Annotated in this window: 18 protein-coding genes; 11 read left to right on the top strand and 7 right to left on the bottom strand. The window is 74.3% G+C overall.

Translation table 11 applies throughout. The annotated features are described in order from the left end of the window. Window positions 1–403 precede the first annotated feature (403 nt). The 3 genes from ACFV4N_RS17370 to ACFV4N_RS17360 form a co-directional block, all read right to left on the bottom strand. Window positions 404–1,315 (bottom strand): NUDIX hydrolase, encoded by a 912-nt coding sequence (locus ACFV4N_RS17370; protein ID WP_499673544.1) that lies wholly within the window; start codon window positions 1,313–1,315, stop codon window positions 404–406. 7 nt (window positions 1,316–1,322) lie between these two features. Further along, complete coding sequence (locus ACFV4N_RS17365) at window positions 1,323–3,590, bottom strand: RNA degradosome polyphosphate kinase (protein WP_499673543.1); 2,268 nt, start codon at window positions 3,588–3,590, stop codon at window positions 1,323–1,325. A 67-nt stretch (window positions 3,591–3,657) separates the two neighbouring features. Further along, window positions 3,658–3,852 (bottom strand): hypothetical protein, encoded by a 195-nt coding sequence (locus ACFV4N_RS17360; protein ID WP_499673542.1) that lies wholly within the window; start codon window positions 3,850–3,852, stop codon window positions 3,658–3,660. A 504-nt stretch (window positions 3,853–4,356) separates the two neighbouring features. Between ACFV4N_RS17360 and ACFV4N_RS17355 the strand changes: the two genes are divergently transcribed. Then, entirely contained in the window at window positions 4,357–5,253 is an 897-nt protein-coding gene (locus ACFV4N_RS17355) for a phosphotransferase family protein (protein WP_499673541.1), read from the top strand. Here ACFV4N_RS17355 and cofC read toward each other — a convergent pair. After that, the gene (gene cofC / locus ACFV4N_RS17350) at window positions 5,250–5,855 is read right to left on the bottom strand and encodes a 2-phospho-L-lactate guanylyltransferase (RefSeq protein ID WP_499673540.1); all 606 of its coding nucleotides are present in this window, start codon (window positions 5,853–5,855) and stop codon (window positions 5,250–5,252) included. The two genes, ACFV4N_RS17355 and cofC, sit on opposite strands and share 4 nt — an antisense overlap. An 84-nt stretch (window positions 5,856–5,939) precedes the next feature. Here cofC and ACFV4N_RS17345 point away from each other — a divergent pair, with 84 nt between their 5' ends. From ACFV4N_RS17345 to ACFV4N_RS17330, 4 genes are all read left to right on the top strand, one after another. Further along, the gene (locus ACFV4N_RS17345) at window positions 5,940–6,641 is read left to right on the top strand and encodes a lysophospholipid acyltransferase family protein (protein ID WP_499673539.1); all 702 of its coding nucleotides are present in this window, start codon (window positions 5,940–5,942) and stop codon (window positions 6,639–6,641) included. A gap of 1 nt (window position 6,642) precedes the next feature. Further along, window positions 6,643–7,647, top strand: coding sequence for an NAD(P)H-dependent glycerol-3-phosphate dehydrogenase (locus ACFV4N_RS17340; RefSeq protein WP_499673538.1), 1,005 nt, complete (start codon window positions 6,643–6,645; stop codon window positions 7,645–7,647). Between the two features lie 17 nt (window positions 7,648–7,664). Beyond that, window positions 7,665–8,753, top strand: a complete 1,089-nt coding sequence (locus ACFV4N_RS17335) for a cystathionine gamma-lyase (RefSeq protein WP_499673537.1) — start codon at window positions 7,665–7,667, stop codon at window positions 8,751–8,753. 200 nt (window positions 8,754–8,953) lie between these two features. Beyond that, window positions 8,954–9,445: a cysteine dioxygenase gene (locus tag ACFV4N_RS17330; protein ID WP_499673536.1), complete on the top strand. Its 492-nt coding sequence runs from the start codon at window positions 8,954–8,956 to the stop codon at window positions 9,443–9,445. On the opposite strand, the gene ACFV4N_RS17325 is transcribed toward ACFV4N_RS17330, so the two are convergent. Further along, window positions 9,405–10,079, bottom strand: coding sequence for a pyridoxamine 5'-phosphate oxidase family protein (locus ACFV4N_RS17325; protein WP_499673535.1), 675 nt, complete (start codon window positions 10,077–10,079; stop codon window positions 9,405–9,407). The two genes, ACFV4N_RS17330 and ACFV4N_RS17325, sit on opposite strands and share 41 nt — an antisense overlap. Before the next feature lie 67 nt (window positions 10,080–10,146). Here ACFV4N_RS17325 and pdxR point away from each other — a divergent pair, with 67 nt between their 5' ends. Both pdxR and ACFV4N_RS17315 read left to right on the top strand, forming a co-directional pair. Continuing rightward, on the top strand, window positions 10,147–11,535 hold the full coding sequence (gene pdxR / locus ACFV4N_RS17320; RefSeq protein WP_499673534.1) for a MocR-like pyridoxine biosynthesis transcription factor PdxR: 1,389 nt from the start codon (window positions 10,147–10,149) through the stop codon (window positions 11,533–11,535). Between the two features lie 79 nt (window positions 11,536–11,614). Then, window positions 11,615–12,682: a D-alanine--D-alanine ligase family protein gene (locus ACFV4N_RS17315; protein WP_499673533.1), complete on the top strand. Its 1,068-nt coding sequence runs from the start codon at window positions 11,615–11,617 to the stop codon at window positions 12,680–12,682. A gap of 1 nt (window position 12,683) precedes the next feature. Here the strand turns inward: ACFV4N_RS17315 and ACFV4N_RS17310 are convergent, their stop codons facing one another. Further along, window positions 12,684–13,277, bottom strand: coding sequence for a DUF3515 domain-containing protein (locus tag ACFV4N_RS17310; RefSeq protein ID WP_499673532.1), 594 nt, complete (start codon window positions 13,275–13,277; stop codon window positions 12,684–12,686). 20 nt (window positions 13,278–13,297) lie between these two features. Further along, complete coding sequence (locus ACFV4N_RS17305) at window positions 13,298–13,531, bottom strand: Lrp/AsnC family transcriptional regulator (RefSeq protein WP_344035252.1); 234 nt, start codon at window positions 13,529–13,531, stop codon at window positions 13,298–13,300. A 97-nt stretch (window positions 13,532–13,628) separates the two neighbouring features. Here ACFV4N_RS17305 and ACFV4N_RS17300 point away from each other — a divergent pair, with 97 nt between their 5' ends. The 4 genes from ACFV4N_RS17300 to ACFV4N_RS17285 are packed head-to-tail and all read left to right on the top strand — an operon-like array spanning window position 13,629 to window position 16,309. Next, window positions 13,629–14,594 carry a thiamine-phosphate kinase gene (locus ACFV4N_RS17300; RefSeq protein WP_499673531.1) on the top strand — a complete coding sequence of 322 codons (966 nt, stop codon included), beginning with the start codon at window positions 13,629–13,631 and terminating at the stop codon, window positions 14,592–14,594. Between the two features lie 14 nt (window positions 14,595–14,608). Further along, on the top strand, window positions 14,609–15,079 hold the full coding sequence (locus tag ACFV4N_RS17295) for a GNAT family N-acetyltransferase (RefSeq protein WP_499673530.1): 471 nt from the start codon (window positions 14,609–14,611) through the stop codon (window positions 15,077–15,079). 19 nt (window positions 15,080–15,098) lie between these two features. After that, the gene (locus tag ACFV4N_RS17290) at window positions 15,099–15,620 is read left to right on the top strand and encodes a gamma carbonic anhydrase family protein (protein ID WP_499673529.1); all 522 of its coding nucleotides are present in this window, start codon (window positions 15,099–15,101) and stop codon (window positions 15,618–15,620) included. 14 nt (window positions 15,621–15,634) lie between these two features. Further along, window positions 15,635–16,309, top strand: coding sequence for a uracil-DNA glycosylase (locus tag ACFV4N_RS17285; protein WP_499673528.1), 675 nt, complete (start codon window positions 15,635–15,637; stop codon window positions 16,307–16,309). The last annotated feature ends 25 nt before the right edge of the window (window positions 16,310–16,334 follow it).

Here is a 16,334-nt window from a genome sequence, read left to right as displayed (position 1 = left end):
AGGCCGGTGAACACGGCCTCACCTGACCTCAGGGCCCGGTGCGGACGCGCACCGGGCCCTACCCATACCCCCAAGCGCGCGAGTCATGCGCTCCCCCCTCGCGAGTCATGCGCTCAGCCCCCGCGAACCCAACCCCCAAGACCGCGCATGTCCTCCACTCAGGCATCGCGTGTCGTCCAGCCGGACATCGCGTGTCGTCCGGTGAGGCATCGCGAGTCGCGCGGTCGGGCACGCCGAACCCACCACTTGGCCGCACCGGCGTGAGCGCACGGTCCCGTGCCGGCGCCGGCCGTGACCCGACCGGCCCAACCGCGACCCGGGCGGCCTACTCGTGGCGCGCCGCCGGCAGGTTCGCGGTGCCGGAGTGGAGGACACGCGATGCCCGACCGGAGGACACGCGGGGTCAGGGGTGGGGGGTGGGCAGGGCGGTGGGGAGGTAGTGGGCGGCGACCAGGCGGGGCCAGGCGGTGTGCGAGTCCGATGTGGACCAGCCCGGGGCCGGGCGGCGGAAGGCCAGGAGCCAGGTGCTGCCCTTCTTGCAGGGGGTGCCGTCCAGGGTGAGGCCGCCCAGGTCGGCGAGGGTGGAGACGATGTCCGGGATGACGCCGCCCTGGCTGGAGACGACCGGGGTGCCCGCGCCGTCGGCGATCTCCAGGAAGCGGACCAGGGCCGCCTCCCGGTCGGGCCAGTAGCCCTCCTCGGACAGGCGCGGCTCCAGGAGGACGGCCGTGCCGAGGTCGTCCGCCACGCCCTGGACGGTTTCCACGCAGCGCACGCGGGGCGCCGAGTGGACGCGCGAGGGCGCCCAGAGCGGCAGCAGCGAGCGCAGTCCCGCGGCCTGCCGCCACCCGGCCTGGCTGAGCGGGCGCAGGTCGTCGTCACCGGGCCAGTTGTCCCGCTTGCCGGCCTTGGCGTGCCGCACCAGCAGCACGTGGGCCAGGTCGGCCGGCGCGGACAGGAATGCCTTCAGCACGGCCCGGTCGGTGTCGTGGCTGACCAGGTCCGAGGCCTCCTCGAACGGCACCCACCGCAGCTCGTCCACCTCGTCGTTGGGCGAGAACGCCCCCGACGCGGCCCGCGCGCCGAAGTAGTCCACGACCTTCGGCCCGGCCGCCACCTCGTACGACACCCGGCACAGGTGCCGCCCCAGCACGGACCGGAACCCGGTCTCCTCCCACACCTCCCGCACCGCCGCGGCGGGCACGGTCTCGCCCGGGTCCAGCTTGCCCTTCGGCAACGACCAGTCGTCGTACCGCGGTCGGTGCACGACCGCCACGGAACCCTCGCGCCACAGCACGGCGCCGGCAGCCCTGATCAACGGTTCACCCCAGCGAGCGGTGGCGGCGGAGCAGTTCGGTCTGGTGGTCGCGCACCCGGCTGCCGTCCGCGGGCGACGCCTCCCACTCGCCGTCGGGCTGGAGCACCCAGCACCGCGTGGTGGGTTCCAGCGCCGACTCGAACATCGCGTCGAGCTGCCGGGTCAGCTTCGGGTCGGTCACCCGCACGCACACCTCGACCCGCCGGTCCAGGTTCCGGTGCATCATGTCGGCGCTGCCGATCCAGTGCTCGCTCGCGCCGGCGAAGTGGAACACCCGCGAGTGCTCCAGGAACCGCCCGAGGATCGAGCGCACGTGGATGTTCTCCGACAGCCCCTTGATGCCGGGCTTCAGCGCGCACACCCCGCGCACCACCACCTCCACCGGCACGCCCGCCTGCGACGCCCGGTACAGCGAGTCGATGACCTCCTCGTCCACGAGCGAGTTCACCTTGATGCGCACGCCCGCGGGCTGCCCGGCCCGCGCCAGCTCGATCTCGTGCCCGATGCGCTCCACGATGCCCCGCCGGACGCCGTACGGCGCCACCAGCAGGCTGCGGTAGTGGTCCTGCCGGGCGTACCCGGTGAGCACGTTGAACAGGTCGGTCAGGTCCGCGCCGATGGTCGGCTCGGCGGTCAGCAGGCCGATGTCCTCGTACAGCCGGGCGGTCTTCGGGTTGTAGTTGCCGGTGCCGATGTGGCAGTACCGCTGGATCCGCGAGCCCTCCTGGCGCACCACCAGCGACGTCTTGCAGTGCGTCTTCAGCCCCATCAGGCCGTAGACGACGTGCACGCCGGCCTTCTCCAGCGCCCGCGCCCACTTGATGTTGGCCTGCTCGTCGAACCGCGCCTTGATCTCCACCAGCGCCACGACCTGCTTGCCCGCCTCGGCCGCGTCGATCAGCGCGTCCACTATCGGGGAGTCGCCCGAGGTGCGGTACAGGGTCTGCTTGATGGCCAGCACGCGCGGGTCGGCCGCCGCCTGCTCGATGAACCGCTGCACGGACGTGGAGAACGAGTCGTACGGGTGGTGCACCAGCACGTCGCCCTCGCGCAAGGTGGCGAAGATGCTCTTGGGCGTCTCCCGCTCGCCGAACGCCGAGTGCGTCGCGGGCACGAACGGCGCGTCCTTGAGCTGCTTGCGGTCGACGCTGTAGAGCTGCCACAGGCACGACAGGTCGAGCAGGCCGGGCACCTGCACGACGTCGGCCGGGTCGACCTCCATCTCGCGCAGCAGGCGCTCCAGCATGTGCTCGGTCATGTCGCCGGCGACCTCCAGCCGCACCGGCGGCCCGAACCGGCGGCGGGCCAGCTCGCGCTCCAGCGCCTGGAGCAGGTCCTCGTCCTGGTCCTCCTCGACCTCCAGGTCGGCGTTGCGGGTCACCCGGAAGGCGTGGCACTCGACCACCTGCATGCCCGCGAACAGCTCGCCCAGGTGGGCGGCGATCAGCTCCTCCAGCGGCAGGAACGTCGCGGTCGGGCTGGTGCGGTCGTTCTCCACGCGGACCAGCCGCGGCACGTTGTCCGGCACCTTGATGCGGGCGAACCGCTCCGCGCCGCCCTCCGGGTCCCGCACGGTCACCGCGAGGTTAAGCGACAGGCCGGAGATGTAGGGGAACGGGTGCGCGGCGTCCACGGCGAGGGGTGTGAGCACCGGGAACACCTGGTCGGTGAAGTAGTTCGACAGGCGCAGCTTCTCGAAGTCGGTCAGCTGCGCCCAGTTCACGATGCTGATGCCGTGCTTCTCCAGCTCCGGCTGCACGTGGTCGAGGAACGCCCTGGCGTGCTGCTCGACCAGCTCCTGGGTGCGCTTGGAGATGCTGGACAGCTGCTCGCGGGGGGTGAGCCCGTCCGCGCTGCGCACCGACAGCCCGGTCTCGTCGCGGCGCTTCAGGCCCGCGACCCGCACCATGTAGAACTCGTCGAGGTTCGACGCGAAGATGGCCAGGAACTTGGCCCGCTCCAGCAGCGGCTGGGAGGCGTCCTCGGCCAGCGCCAGCACCCGGGCGTTGAAGTCCAACCAGGACAGTTCGCGGTTGAAGTACCGGTCGTCGGGCAGGTCGACCTGGGTCTCGGTGGCGGTGACGGCGGGCGGTGAGCTGGGGAACGGCCGTGCGGGCGTCTCGGCGGGCGGAGGGGTCGTCGTCCGCCCCGGGCTGCGGCGGGTGGCCGGGCGGGGACGGCGGCGCGCGCTGCTCGCCGACGGGGTGGTGGCGCGGGGTGTTCGGGCGCGCCGCCGCGGCGCCGGCTGGTCGGGGGTGTTCTCGGTGCTCACGAACGCATTGTTCCCCAGAAAGCCGACGTCCGCGCTGATCGAGGCGGTCCGGGAGGTGAACTCCCCGTCACACCGGCCGCAGCAGCGCCCGCACCCCGCCGGCCTCGTCGCGGTCGAGGGTCACGCGCTGGCCGGGCCGCAGGGAGCGCCAACCGCCGGCGGCGACCGCGGCGGCGGGCACGTCGACGAGCACGCCGTCGTCCCGGAGGACGGTGGCTGCGCCATCCGGGTGGTGCGCGCTGACGGTCGCTTGCTCGGGCACGGGACAACGCTAGCCGATCGGAGGCCCCGTTCTCGGCGGCGTTCCCGTCGGTGTTCTGGTCGGCGTTCTTGTCGGTGCGAGCCGGCAGACTGAAAGCAGGGGTTCCCTTGGAGGGGACGCCTGCTGCGGCGATCCCACCGGTGATTCGTGGCGGGCGGGTCTTGCGCGGGGACGGCCACGCGCCGGCCAAGACCGCGCCGGCCGGGTCTCACTGGGGCCGGTCTCCCACCGGGAAGGTCAGTGCTGGCCGGATCCCGTGCTGGCCGGATCCTGCCTCGGCTGGGTCTCGTGTCGGCTGGGTCTCGCGACGGCCGGGTCAGGCGATCTCGGCGCTGTCCTCGCGGTAGATCCTCGCCGCGCTGATGCGCCCGCCGCGCAGCCGGTGGAACCCGGCGATCGGGTAGGACCGCTCCCATCGATGCCGGGTCGAGTTCGTCCACCACCGCAGTCTGCGCCACGCGCCGCCGTCCGCGCGATCCGTTCGACTGCCGCTAGCGTGGCGTGATGGCGACAGGACCCGTGTTGAGGTGGGCCGAGCGCGCGGTGGCGCCCGGCGCGGAGGTGGTCGACGTCCGGGACCTGCGGGTCGGCGGTCCGTGGTTGGTCCGCTTCGAGAACCCCGCGGGCGCCGCCGTCCTGCGCCTGGCCGAGCCCGGGAACCGCGGCGGGTGCGAGCGGCTCGCGACCGAGGTCGCCGCCCTGGACCTGGCGGGTCGCCACGACCTGCCGACGCCGCGGCTGATCGCCGCCGACCTCGACGGCGCGGCGTTCGGCCGCCTCGCGGTGCTGACCACGGTGCTGCCCGGCAGCAGCCGGATCCCGAGGCGCCCGTCGGCGGACCGGATGCGGGCGCTGGGCCGCGCGGCCGCCGCCCTGCACGCCGTGGAAGCCGCTCCCGGACCGGGCCTGCCGTTGCGCCGGTGGTCCGTCGACGGGGCGGACTCGGGGTTCACCGCGGCCCGGCACGGCTCCTCGCCGCTGCTCACCGAGGCGCGGGAGCGCGTCGACGCCCTGCCGGCGCCCACCGGTCGGACCGTGTTCGTGCACGCCGACCTCTGGCAGGGCAACACCCTGTGGGTCGGCGACTCGTTCGCGGGTTTCGTCGACTGGGAGTACGGCGGGGTCGGCGCGGCCGGCGTGGACCTCGGGAACCTGCGCTGCGACGCGTCCCTGCTCGCGGGACCGGCGGCGGCCGAGCAGGTGCTCGGCGGGTGGGAGGAGGTGGCCGGTCCCGCCGACGACCTCGCGCGCTGGGACGCCGTCGCCGCCTTGAGCACGCCGGTGGACGTGGCGACGTGGCTCCCGGCGATCCACCAGCAGGGCCGCGCCGACCTGACCGCCGAGGTGGTCACCGGTCGCCGTGACGCCTTCCTGCGCGGCGCGCTCGACCGGCTCCCCTAGCAGACGGGGCTCAGGACCGCCGCCGTGCGCGGGCCGACGCCGAGGGTTCCCGCCAGGTCCAGGTCCTCCGCCGTGTCCACGTCGTGCCGCAGCGACGGCCACGGGCCCACCAGCGCGGTCGCGCCGGACGCCGCGTGCGCCGCCGCCGAGCCGACGCCGAACGCGGGTTCCAGCGGCCCTCCCGGTTCCGACAGCAGCAGCGTCGTCCCGGTGCCCTGCCGGTCCGGGCAGAACGACCGCCCGCGCGCCGACGCCACCGCGAGGGCCAGCTCCGCGGTCCGCAACGCGGGCAGGTCGGCCTGGAGCGCGCCCACCACCGACGCCGGGTCGCGCTCGCGCAGCACGGCGGCGCCGAACCGCAACGCCTCGTTGAGGCCCTCGGGCCCCTCCGCGGACTCGACGCCCAGCGCCCGCAACTCCAGCACCACCGCCGGGTCCGACGTGACGGCCAGCACACGCCTCGCGACGGGCAGTGCCGCCGCGATCGTGTCCAGCGCGAACGCCAAGGCCAGCGCCGGCCGGTCCAAGCGCGCCCCCACCAGCCGCGACTTGGCCCGGTCCAGGGTCTTGACCGGCACCACCAGGTCCACTTCGGCTCCCACCCCGCCATACTCCCCGATGCCGGCTGGACCTGGCCGGGGGCTCGGGGGAAGACTCCGGGTCCACGACTTCAGCAGGGAGTGCACGTGGCCAAGGAGAAGGGCGGCTTCTGGGTCGGGCTCGCGGCGGTGGCCTTCTACCCCTCCACCGCGTTGATGACGCGGCGGCGCATCGAGGGCGGGGAGAGGGTCCCGAGGACGGGTGGGGCGCTCGTGGTGATGAACCACGTCTCCCACCTCGACCCGGTCTACGACGCGGTCTTCGTCCACAAGCAGGGCCGGGTGCCGCACTTCCTGGCCAAGCACGGCCTGTGGAACGTGCCGGTGCTCGGCTCGGTGCTGAGGGGCGCCCGGCAGATCCCCGTCTACCGCGGCACCGCCGACGCCCAGCAGAGCCTGCGCGCCGCCCACGAAGCCCTGGAGCAGGGCATGCTCGTGATCATCTACCCGGAGGGCACCATCACCAGGGACCCCGACGGCTGGCCGATGGCCTCCCGGACCGGGGTGGCGAGGCTCGCGCTGGAGCACGACGTCCCGGTGGTGCCGGCGGCCCGCTGGGGCACCCGCGACCTCTACGACCACTACCGGAAGAAGTTCCGCCCGTTCCCGCGCAAGACCGTGGTGACGAAGGTCGGCGAGCCGGTGGACCTGTCCGCGTACCGGGGGCGGCCGCAGAGCCTCGGCCTGCTGCGCGAGGTGACCGACCTGCTGATGGGCGAGGTGAAGGACCTGCTCGCGGACATCCGCCAGGAGCAGGCGCCCGACGGCTTCTACACGAAGAAGGCCTGACGTGGAACGGGTCGCGGTGCTGGGCGCCGGTTCGTGGGGCACCGCCTTCGCCAAGGTGCTCGCCGACGCCGGCACCGACGTGGTGCTGTGGGCGCGGCGGCCCGAGGTCGCCGACGCCATCGCCCAGGACCGGGTGAACGCCGACTACCTGCCGGGCGTCGCGCTGCCGGACAACCTGTCCGCCACCTCCGACGCGGCCAAGGCGCTGGACGGGGCGGAGGCCGTGGTGCTGGCCGTGCCGAGCCAGACGCTGCGCGCCAACCTCACCGGCTGGCGCGACCTGCTGCCGGCGGACGCCACGCTGGTCAGCCTGGCCAAGGGCGTGGAGCTGGGCACGCTCAAGCGGATGAGCGAGGTGGTCCGCGAGGTCGCCGGCGTGCCGGAGGACCGGGTCGCGGTGGTGTCGGGGCCGAACCTGGCCAGGGAGATCGCCGCCGAGCAGCCGACCGCCACGGTCATCGCGTGCACCGACCACGACCGCGCGGTCGCCCTCCAGCACGCCTGTTCGAACTCCTACTTCCGGCCTTACACGAACGTGGACGTGGTCGGCTGCGAGCTGGGCGGCGCGTGCAAGAACGTGATCGCGCTGGCCTGCGGGATGGCCGCGGGCATGGGCTTCGGCGACAACACGATGGCCTCGCTCATCACCCGGGGCCTGGCCGAGACCGCCCGGCTCGGCGAGGCGCTGGGCGCGGACCCGCTGACCCTCGCCGGGCTGGCGGGGCTGGGCGACCTGGTGGCCACGTGCGCCTCGCCCCTGTCGCGCAACCGGTCGTTCGGGGAGAGGCTGGGACGCGGCGACTCCCTCGCGCAGGCGCAGGAGGCCGCGCACGGGCAGGTCGCCGAGGGCGTCAAGTCGTGCTCGTCGATCCGGGAGCTGGCGGCGCGGCTGGACGTGGACATGCCGATCACGGAAGGCGTGCACCAGGTGTGCCACGAGGGCATGGACCCGCGCGTGCTGACGGCGGCGTTGCTCGGGCGGGAGCGGAAGGCGGAACGGCAGTGAGCGGGAACGAGGGCGTTGTGGCGAACGGCACACCGGCGACCGGCTGGGGCGACGGCACGCGGGTCGTGCACTCCGCGCCCGGCGCGCCCGGCCAACCGTTCCTGGCGGGCCCGGTGTTCGCCTCGGCCTACCACCTGGGCGGCGAGGACACCTACGGCCGCGTGCACAACCCGACGTGGCGGGCGTTGGAGGCGGTGCTGGGCGAGCTGGACGGCGGCACGGCCGTGCTGTTCCCGTCCGGCATGGCCGCGATCTCGACGCTGCTGCGCGTCGTGCTCGAACCCGGTGACACCGTCGTCGTGCCGGGCGACGGCTACTACCTGACCCGCACCCTGGTCGCCGAGATGCCGGTGACGGTGGTCGAGGCGCCCACGGCGGGCCCCTACCCCTCGTTCGACGGGGTCAGGCTGGTGCTGCTGGAGTCGCCGTCCAACCCGGGCCTGGACGTCTGCGACATCGAGGCGCTGGCGGAGGCGGCCCACGCGGCGGGCGCGCTGGTGGCGGTGGACAACACGACCGCGACGCCGCTCGGGCAGCAGCCGCTGCGGCTGGGCGCGGACGTCGTGGTCAGCAGCGACACCAAGGCGGTCGCCGGGCACAGCGACGTGCTGCTCGGCCACGTCTCCGCGGCGGACCCGGACCTGGCCGAGCGGGTGCGGTCGGCGCGCACCACCGGCGGCGCGATCCCGGGCCCGTTCGAGGCGTGGCTGGCGCACCGCGGCCTGGGCACCCTCGACCTGCGCCTGACCCGCCAGGCGGAGAACGCCGCCGCGCTCCACGCGGCGCTCAAGGGGCACCCGGCGGTCACCGGCCTGCGCTGGCCGGGTTCGCCGGAGGACCCGGCGCACGAGGTGGCGGCCCGCCAGATGCGGCGGTTCGGCGGGGTGCTCACCTTCGAGCTGGCCGACGCCGCTGCGGTCGAGGCGTTCCTCAAGCGGTCGCGGCTGGTCTACGCGAGCACCAGCTTCGGCGGCCTGCACACGACCCTGGACCGGCGGGCCCAGTGGGGCGACCCGGTGCCGGAGGGCCTGGTGCGGGTGTCCGCGGGCTGCGAGGACACCGCGGACCTGGTGGCGGACTTCCTCGACGCCCTCGGGTCCCCCTGAGGGGTCCATTTCGTGGGATGAGCTTGCCGGGGGTCGGGGGTGCTGCCACCCTCGACCCCATGTCCTTCCGCGCCATGACCGCCGGGCGGGGTCACATCGACCTCCGCCTGGTCGCCAGCGCGCTCTGTCTCCCTCGGTGATCGCCTCGCGCCCGACGAGCCGTTGACGCTCGCACGCCCCCGAGTCACCGAGAAGGAACCATGTTCGCCGTTCCGGAGAACACGATCGCCCTGCCCCAGTCGCACGGCGCGCTGCACCCCGTGCGGATCGCGCTGGACATCGCGGCACGGCGCGAGCGCTGGGCCCACCTGCTCCGCTACGACCCCGACTCCCGCTTCGCCGCCCTGGTGGAGCGCACGGCCTCCCAAGAGGTGTGGTTGATGAGCTGGCTGCCCGGCCAGCACACCGACCTGCACGACCACGGCCACACGACCGGCGCGTTCACGCTGGTCAGCGGCACGCTGACGGAGGTCGTCGCGACCGGGAACCGCCAGGTGCTGCACCACCTGGCGGCCGGCCAGTCGCGCGTGTTCGGCCCCGACTACGTGCACCAGGTCCGCAACGACGGCGTCGACCCCGCCGTCACGATCCACGTCTACCGCGACGGCGGGCGCACCATGCGCCCGTACCGGTACGACCCGGTCGCGGGCGCTACCCGAGAGGACCCCCTGCGGCGGACCGACTGCGCGTGACCACGTGCGGCGGGACGTCCCAGCCGCCGACCAGCGTCGGGTCCGGCTCGGGCTCGCCCCACACCGCGCGCACCGGCAGCACGCCCGCCCACCGGTCGTTCGCGGCCACGTCGTCCTCGTGGTCGCCGGGCGGGCCGCTGCGGACCTTCACCGACGCCTCGGTGAGGTCGAGCGCCAGCACCGACGTCGCGGCCAGTTCCTTGGGCGTGGGCTGCCGGGCGTAGTCCCACGAGCCGGGCGCGAGGTGCTCGGTGAGCACGCGCAGGCCGTGCAGCTTGGCCCCCGGCTCGGTGACGGGCACGGCGGTGCCGTGGACGACCGCCGAGCGGTAGTTCATGGAGTGGCCGAACATGGAACGCGCGTAGACCACGCCGTCGAGCACGGTCACGGCGACGCACACCGGGACGCCGGCCACGGCTTCGCGCAGGCTGCGCGCGCCGGTCGAGCCGTGCAGGTAGAGGGTGTCGCCGTCGCGGCCGTAGCCGGTCGGCAGCACCAGCGGCGCACCGTCGACGACCACCGCGAGGTGGCAGACGAGCGCGGCGTCCAGGACGGAGTGCAGGGCGGTGCGCTCGGTCACGGCGCGCTTGTGTCCGCGCTTGACCGTGCTGCGGGGCGTGGGCGACAGCGTCATGCGACCAGCCTCTCCGGTAAAGTGGCCCCTCACAAGAGCCAATTCCTGGCTATTTGAGGAGGCCACCTTGGCGGAGACGGCACTGGCCGTGGCGCTGGACCGCGATTCGGCCGAGCCGCTGGCCGTGCAGCTGGCCGACGCGCTCCGCGAGGCGGCGGCGGACGGCAGGCTGCGCAGCGGCGACCGGCTGCCCTCGACCCGGGCGCTGGCCGAGCGGCTGGGCGTGAGCCGGACGGTGACCGCGGCGGCGTACGAGCAACTGCACGCCGAGGGCTGGATCGCGGGCAGGCACGGCTCGGGCACCTACGTGACGACCACCCCGCCCGGCGCCCTGCGGGCCCGCGCCCGCCGCGCCGCCACCGCGCCCGCGCCCGCCGACGTGGTCGACCTGGCGCCGGGCGCGCCGTGGGCCGAGGGCCTGGACCGCGCGGCGTGGCGGCGGGCCTGGCGGGCGGCGGCGGACGTGCCGCCGCTGTTCCGCCCGTCCCGCGCGGGCCTGCCCGAGTACCGCGCCGTCGTCGCCGAGCACCTGCTGCGGCACCGGGGCCTGGCCGTGCGCGGCGGGCTGCGGGAGGAGTCGGTGCTCGCGACCGGCGGCACGACCGCGGCGCTGGTGGAGCTGGCCGCCGCCGTGCTGCGGCCGGGCGACGTGGTGGCCGTGGAGGAACCCGGGTACCAGCGGGCGGTGTGGGCGCTGCGCTCGGCGGGCGTGCGCGTGGTGCAGGCGCCGGTCGACGCCGAGGGCCTGCTCGTGGAGGGCGTGCCCGCCGGCGTCCGGGGCGTCTACTGCTCGCCCGCGCACCAGTACCCGATGGGCGGGCGCATGTCGGCCGCGCGCCGGGTCGCCCTGGTGGAGCGGGCGCGCGCCGAGGGCTGGCTGGTCGTCGAGGACGACTACGACGGCGAGCTGCGCTACGACGTGGCGCCCCTGCCGCTGCTGGCGGCCCTCGCGCCGGACGTGGTCGTGCACCTGGGCACCACCAGCAAGATCCTCACCCCGACGCTGGGCGCGGGCTGGATGGTCGCGCCGGACCAGGTCGCGGCCGAGGTGACCGAGCACCGCGACCGCACCGGCACCAGCCCGTCGGCGGCGGGCCAGCGGGTGCTGGTCGAACTGGCCCGCAACGGCGACCTGGGCCGCCACCTGCGCAGGCTGCGCCGCGAGCTGTCCGAGCGCCGCGCCCTGCTCTCGGCGGCCTTCGCCGACGCGGGCGTCCCGGTGCTGGGCGACGACGCGGGCGCGCACATCGTGGTGCCCCTGCCCACGGCCCAGGCCGAGCGCGACGTGCTCTCGGCGGCCTGGGCGAAGGGGCTGCGCCTGGACGGCCTGGGCCGCCACCACGCGGGCCGGCCCAGGGTGCACGGCGCGGCCATCGGCTACAGCGCCTGCTCGCGCGACCAGCTCGTCGCCGCCGTGCCCGAGCTGATCCGCCTGCTGCGCGAGGCCCTGGCCTGACGGGGTGGCGGGGTCGGCCCCCGGCCCCGCCCCGAGCAGCCCCGTCACGGTGTTACGCCATCCGGGTAGGGTCCGAGCCATGACACAGCGCAAGACCAAGGTCGCCGTGGTGTTCGGCGGGCGCAGCAGCGAGCACAAGGTCTCCTGCCTGTCCGCCGGCAGCGTCCTCCCGCACCTCGACCGGGAGCGGTTCGAGGTGGTGCCCGTGGGCATCACCGAAGCAGGCGCGTGGGTGGTCGGCGCCGACGACACGAAGGCGCTGGAGGTGCGCGACCGGCAGCTCCCGTCGGTCAACTCGCTGGTCCCGGTCTCGGGCGGCCAGCTGGTGCCCGCCGAGCCGGGCGCGGTGCTGTCCGACGTGGACGTCGTCTTCCCGCTGCTGCACGGCGCGTGGGGCGAGGACGGCACGGTGCAGGGCCTGCTGGAGCTGGCCGACATCCCCTACGTCGGACCGGGCGTGCTCGCCAGCGCCGCCGCCATGGACAAGGAGTTCACCAAGCGCCTGCTGGGCGGCGCGGGACTGCCGGTCGGCCGGTACGCCGTGCTGCGGCGCGACCAGGACACCCTGACCGCGGCCGACCGCGAGCGCCTCGGGCTGCCGGTGTTCGTCAAGCCCGCCCGCGCCGGCTCCTCGGTGGGCATCTCCAAGGTCGTCTCCTGGGACCACCTGGACAGCGCCATCGCCCTGGCCCGCAAGACCGACCCCAAGGTGATCGTCGAGGCCGCGGTCTCCGGTCGCGAGGTCGAGTGCGGCGTGCTGGAGTTCCCCGACGGCCGCGTGGAGGCGTCGGTGCCCGCCGAGCTGCGCGTGGTCGGCGGCGCGGTCGACTGGTACGACTTCGACGCCAAGTACCTCGACGACGTGTGCGAGTTCGACGTGCCCGCGAAGCTGCCCGACGCGGTCGCGGCGGAGCTGCGCGAGATGGCCGTCACCGCGTTCCGCTCGCTGGACTGCCAGGGACTGGCCCGGGTGGACTTCTTCGTCACCGAGGACGAGCGGCCGGTCGTCAACGAGGTCAACACCATGCCGGGCTTCACGCCGATCTCGATGTACCCGCGGATGTGGGCGGAGACCGGCGTGGACTACCCGACCCTGCTGACCACGCTCGTGGAGACGGCGATCGCCCGCGGCACCGGCCTGCGGTAGGTCAGCCCCGCGTGTCCACGGGGCTCTTCGCCAGGGTGTCCCGGACGGTCGCCGAGATGTCCTGGAGGGGCCCCGTGCCCGCGTCGGACGGCACGGTCAGCGCCACGTACACGGGCCGGTCCACCACGTACCAGGTGGACGAGCCCGCGTCCGACAGCACCAGCCACTCCACGTCGGAGACGTTGCGCAGCTCGGAGGTCGGCGTGAGGTCGCGGGGCCGCTCCAGCCCGCAGCGCAGCACCACCGGCTCGTGCGCGGCGTCGCCCCACGCGAGGGCGCCCTCGGGCGCGGGGGAGGCCAGCTCGCGGCGCGGCAGCGCGACGCCGTTGGAGACCAGCTCCGCGGGCAGCGCGCCCAGCAGCGCCCGGCACCCCTCGGACCCGGCCCCGGGCGCGGGCACGGGCACCAGCGCGACGGGACCGGACCGGTCCGCCGACGGCGCGGCGGCGGGGGCGCCCTCGTCCACGGTGCGGGAGAAGAGGCCCACGCCCGCGACCCCGAGCACGAGCAGCGCCGCCAGGCCGCCCGCCACGGCGAGCAGCGGGCGCGGCAGCGGCGGAGGGGGCGGCGGTGCGGGTTCCGTTTCCTGTGCCACGCCGCTATGACAGCACGGGGTCAGAGGTGGACCACCGGGCAGGTCAGCGTTCGGGTGATGCCCTCGACGTTCTGGATGCGGGCGACCACGAGCTGCCCCAACTGGTCGACGGTCTCGGCCTCCGCGCGGACGATCACGTCGTAGGGGCCGGTGACGTCCTCCGCCTGGGCCACACCCGGGATGCCCGAGATCTCCGCCGCGACGGCGGCTGCCTTCCCGACCTCGGTCTGGATGAGGATGTATGCGTGGACCACGGCGTGCCCCTTCGTCGCGACAGGTTGGGTCGGGGTAGGAACGTGCACAGCAACGTACCCCAGTTGGGGTTCCGAATGCTCAGAACGGGAGGCAATCGTGCGCCCGGAGCCGCCGCACAGCGCGGACACGGTCGCTGAAGTGGGTGAGTTCGGTCTCATCCGCCGCGTGACGGCAGGTCGGACGCAGCCGCCCACCACCCTGCTCGGGCCGGGTGACGACGCGGCCGTGGTGGCCGCGCCGGACGGCCGCGTGGTGGTGTCCACCGACGTGCTCGTCGAAGGTGTCCACTTCAGACTCGACTGGTCCTCTCCCGAGCAGGTCGGCCGCAAGGCGGCGGCCGTGAACCTGGCCGACGTGGCGGCCATGGGAGCCATGCCGACGGCCCTCACGATCGGCCTCGCCTGCCCCGCCGACACCCCCTCGGCGGTGGTCGAGGGGATCACCGCCGGGCTGTGGCAGGAGGCGGTGGTCGCGGGCGCGGGCGTGGTGGGCGGCGACATGGTGTCCTCCGCGACACTGGTGATCTCCGTTACGGCGATGGGCGACATGGGCGGCCTGGAGCCGGTGACGCGGTCCGGCGCCCAGGTCGGCGACGTGGTCGCGGTGTGCGGGAGGCTGGGCTGGGCGGCGGGCGGGCTGGCGGTGCTCCAGCGCGGGTTCCGGTCGCCGGTCGCGGTGGTCGGCGCCCAGCGGAACCCCGAACCCCCGTACGCGGCCGGGCCGCAGGCCGCCGCGGCGGGCGCGACCGCGATGATCGACGTGTCGGACGGGCTGCTGGCCGACCTCGGGCACGTCGCGGACGAGTCCGGCATCGGCATCGACATCCGCACCGAGCTGCTGGAGGTGCACCCCCGGCTGATCGACGTGGCCGCGGCGCTCGGCGCGGACGCCCGGCACTGGGTGCTGACCGGCGGCGAGGACCACGCGCTGGCGGCGACGTTCCCCGAGCCCGCCGCCGTGCCCGAGGGGTGGACCACGATCGGCACCGTCCGGCACGGCAGCGGGGTGACCGTGGACGGCCGCGCGTACGAGAAACCCCCTGGCTGGGAGCACTGGCGCTAGGTAACCTGACCGATGTGGAACTATGCACGCTCGCGTATGACCATCCAGACGCGGTCAAGTTGATCGCCGATCTCCAACAGGTCTACGTGACCCGCTACGGCGACGGCGACGTGACCCCGGTCGCGCCGGAGCAGTTCGCCGCGCCGCTGGGCCACTTCCTGGTCGGTTACCTCGACGGCGAGCCGGTGGCCTGCGGCGGGTGGCGCGCGCACGACGAGGAGATGGACTCGCTGCGCCCCGGCGACGCCGAGCTGAAGCGCATGTACGTGGTGGAGGCCGTGCGCGGGCGCGGCCTGGCGCGGCTCGTGCTGGCCGCCCTGGAGGACGCGGCGCGGGCGGTCGGGCGCAGGCGCATGGTGCTGGAGACCGGCACCCGGCAGCCCGAGGCGATCGGGCTCTACACCCGCAGCGGCTACACCCGGATCGACAACTTCGGCGTCTACCGCGATCATCCCGACAGCCTCTGCTTCGCCAAGGAACTGTAGAGAAGGGCTGGAACACCAGGTGGCGATCTACGCCCTGGGCGACGTGGAACCGGACATCCACCCGGACGCCTACGTGCACCCCGACGCGACCGTGATCGGCGACGTCCGGATCGGTCCGCAAGCCTCCGTGTGGCCGCGAGCCGTGCTGCGCGGCGACTACGGGCGCGTCGAGGTCGGCGCGCGCACCTCGGTCCAGGACGGCACGGTCGTGCACTGCACCGAGTTCCACCCGGCGCTGATCGGCGCGGAGTGCGTCATCGGCCACAACGTGCACGTCGAGGGCGCCACCATCGCCGACGGCTGCCTGATCGCCTCCGGGTCGGTGGTGCTCAACGGCTCCGTGGTGGGGGAGGGCGCGATCGTCGGCGCGGGCGCGGTGGTGTCGTTCGACGGGCGGATCCCGGCGCGGTCCATGGCGCTCGGCGTGCCGGCGCGCGTGCGCGAGGGCCACGTGGTGCCCGAGAACGCATGGAAATTCATCGTGGACAAATACGTGGAGAACATTTCCCGGTACCGCGCGGACCTGCGCCGCCTGGGCTGAGATAAGGTCCCGCCGTGGCACGTCCTCTTGAGGAAATCGTGGAATCCGGCTGGGCCGCGGCACTCGCGCCCGTCGCCGACCAAATCGCGAAGATGGGCGAGTTCCTGCGGTCCGAGGTGGCCGCCGGGCGCACCTACCTGCCCGCGGGGGAGAACGTGCTGCGGGCGTTCCAGCAGCCGTTCCACTCGGTGAGGGTGCTCATCGTCGGCCAGGACCCGTACCCGACCCCCGGGCACGCCGTCGGCCTGAGCTTCTCCGTGTCGCCCGAGACGCGGCCCATCCCGAAGAGCCTGGTCAACATCTACCAGGAGTACATGACCGACCTGGGGCACCCGAAGCCGTCCAACGGCGACCTGACGCCGTGGACCGAGCAGGGCGTGCTGCTGCTCAACAGGGCGCTGACCGTGCAGCCGGGCAAGTCGAACTCCCACCGCAACAAGGGCTGGGAGCCGATCACCGAGCAGGCCATCAAGGCCCTCGCCGCGCGCGACACCCCGCTGGTGGCGATCCTGTGGGGCAGCCAGGCGCGGGCGCTCAAGCCGCTGCTGGCGCCGTTCCCGTGCGTCGAGTCGGTGCACCCGAGCCCGCTGTCGGCGGCCGGCGGCTTCTTCGGCTCGCGGCCGTTCAGCAAGGTCAACGAGCTGCTGGTGGCCCAGGGCGCCGACCCGGTCGACTGGAAGCTCCCCTGACCCGCGGGCGTTGACCCGGTCCTCT

This window comes from Actinosynnema sp. NPDC059797 (assembly GCF_042732085.1).
In the GTDB taxonomy this organism is placed as follows: Bacteria; Actinomycetota; Actinomycetes; order Mycobacteriales; family Pseudonocardiaceae; genus Actinosynnema.
Note: the sequence above shows the minus strand (reverse complement) of the source record. Positions and strands in the feature narration are given on the sequence as shown.

Excerpts from the sequence above, each read along its gene's own strand:
- ACFV4N_RS17330 (WP_499673536.1), top strand. The coding sequence starts at position 8,954 with ATGTTCGCCGTTCCGGAGAACACGATCGCCCTGCCCCAGTCGCACGGC.
- ACFV4N_RS17315 (WP_499673533.1), top strand. The coding sequence starts at position 11,615 with ATGACACAGCGCAAGACCAAGGTCGCCGTGGTGTTCGGCGGGCGCAGC.
- ACFV4N_RS17355 (WP_499673541.1), top strand. The coding sequence starts at position 4,357 with ATGGCGACAGGACCCGTGTTGAGGTGGGCCGAGCGCGCGGTGGCGCCC.
- ACFV4N_RS17325 (WP_499673535.1), bottom strand. The coding sequence starts at position 10,079 with ATGACGCTGTCGCCCACGCCCCGCAGCACGGTCAAGCGCGGACACAAG.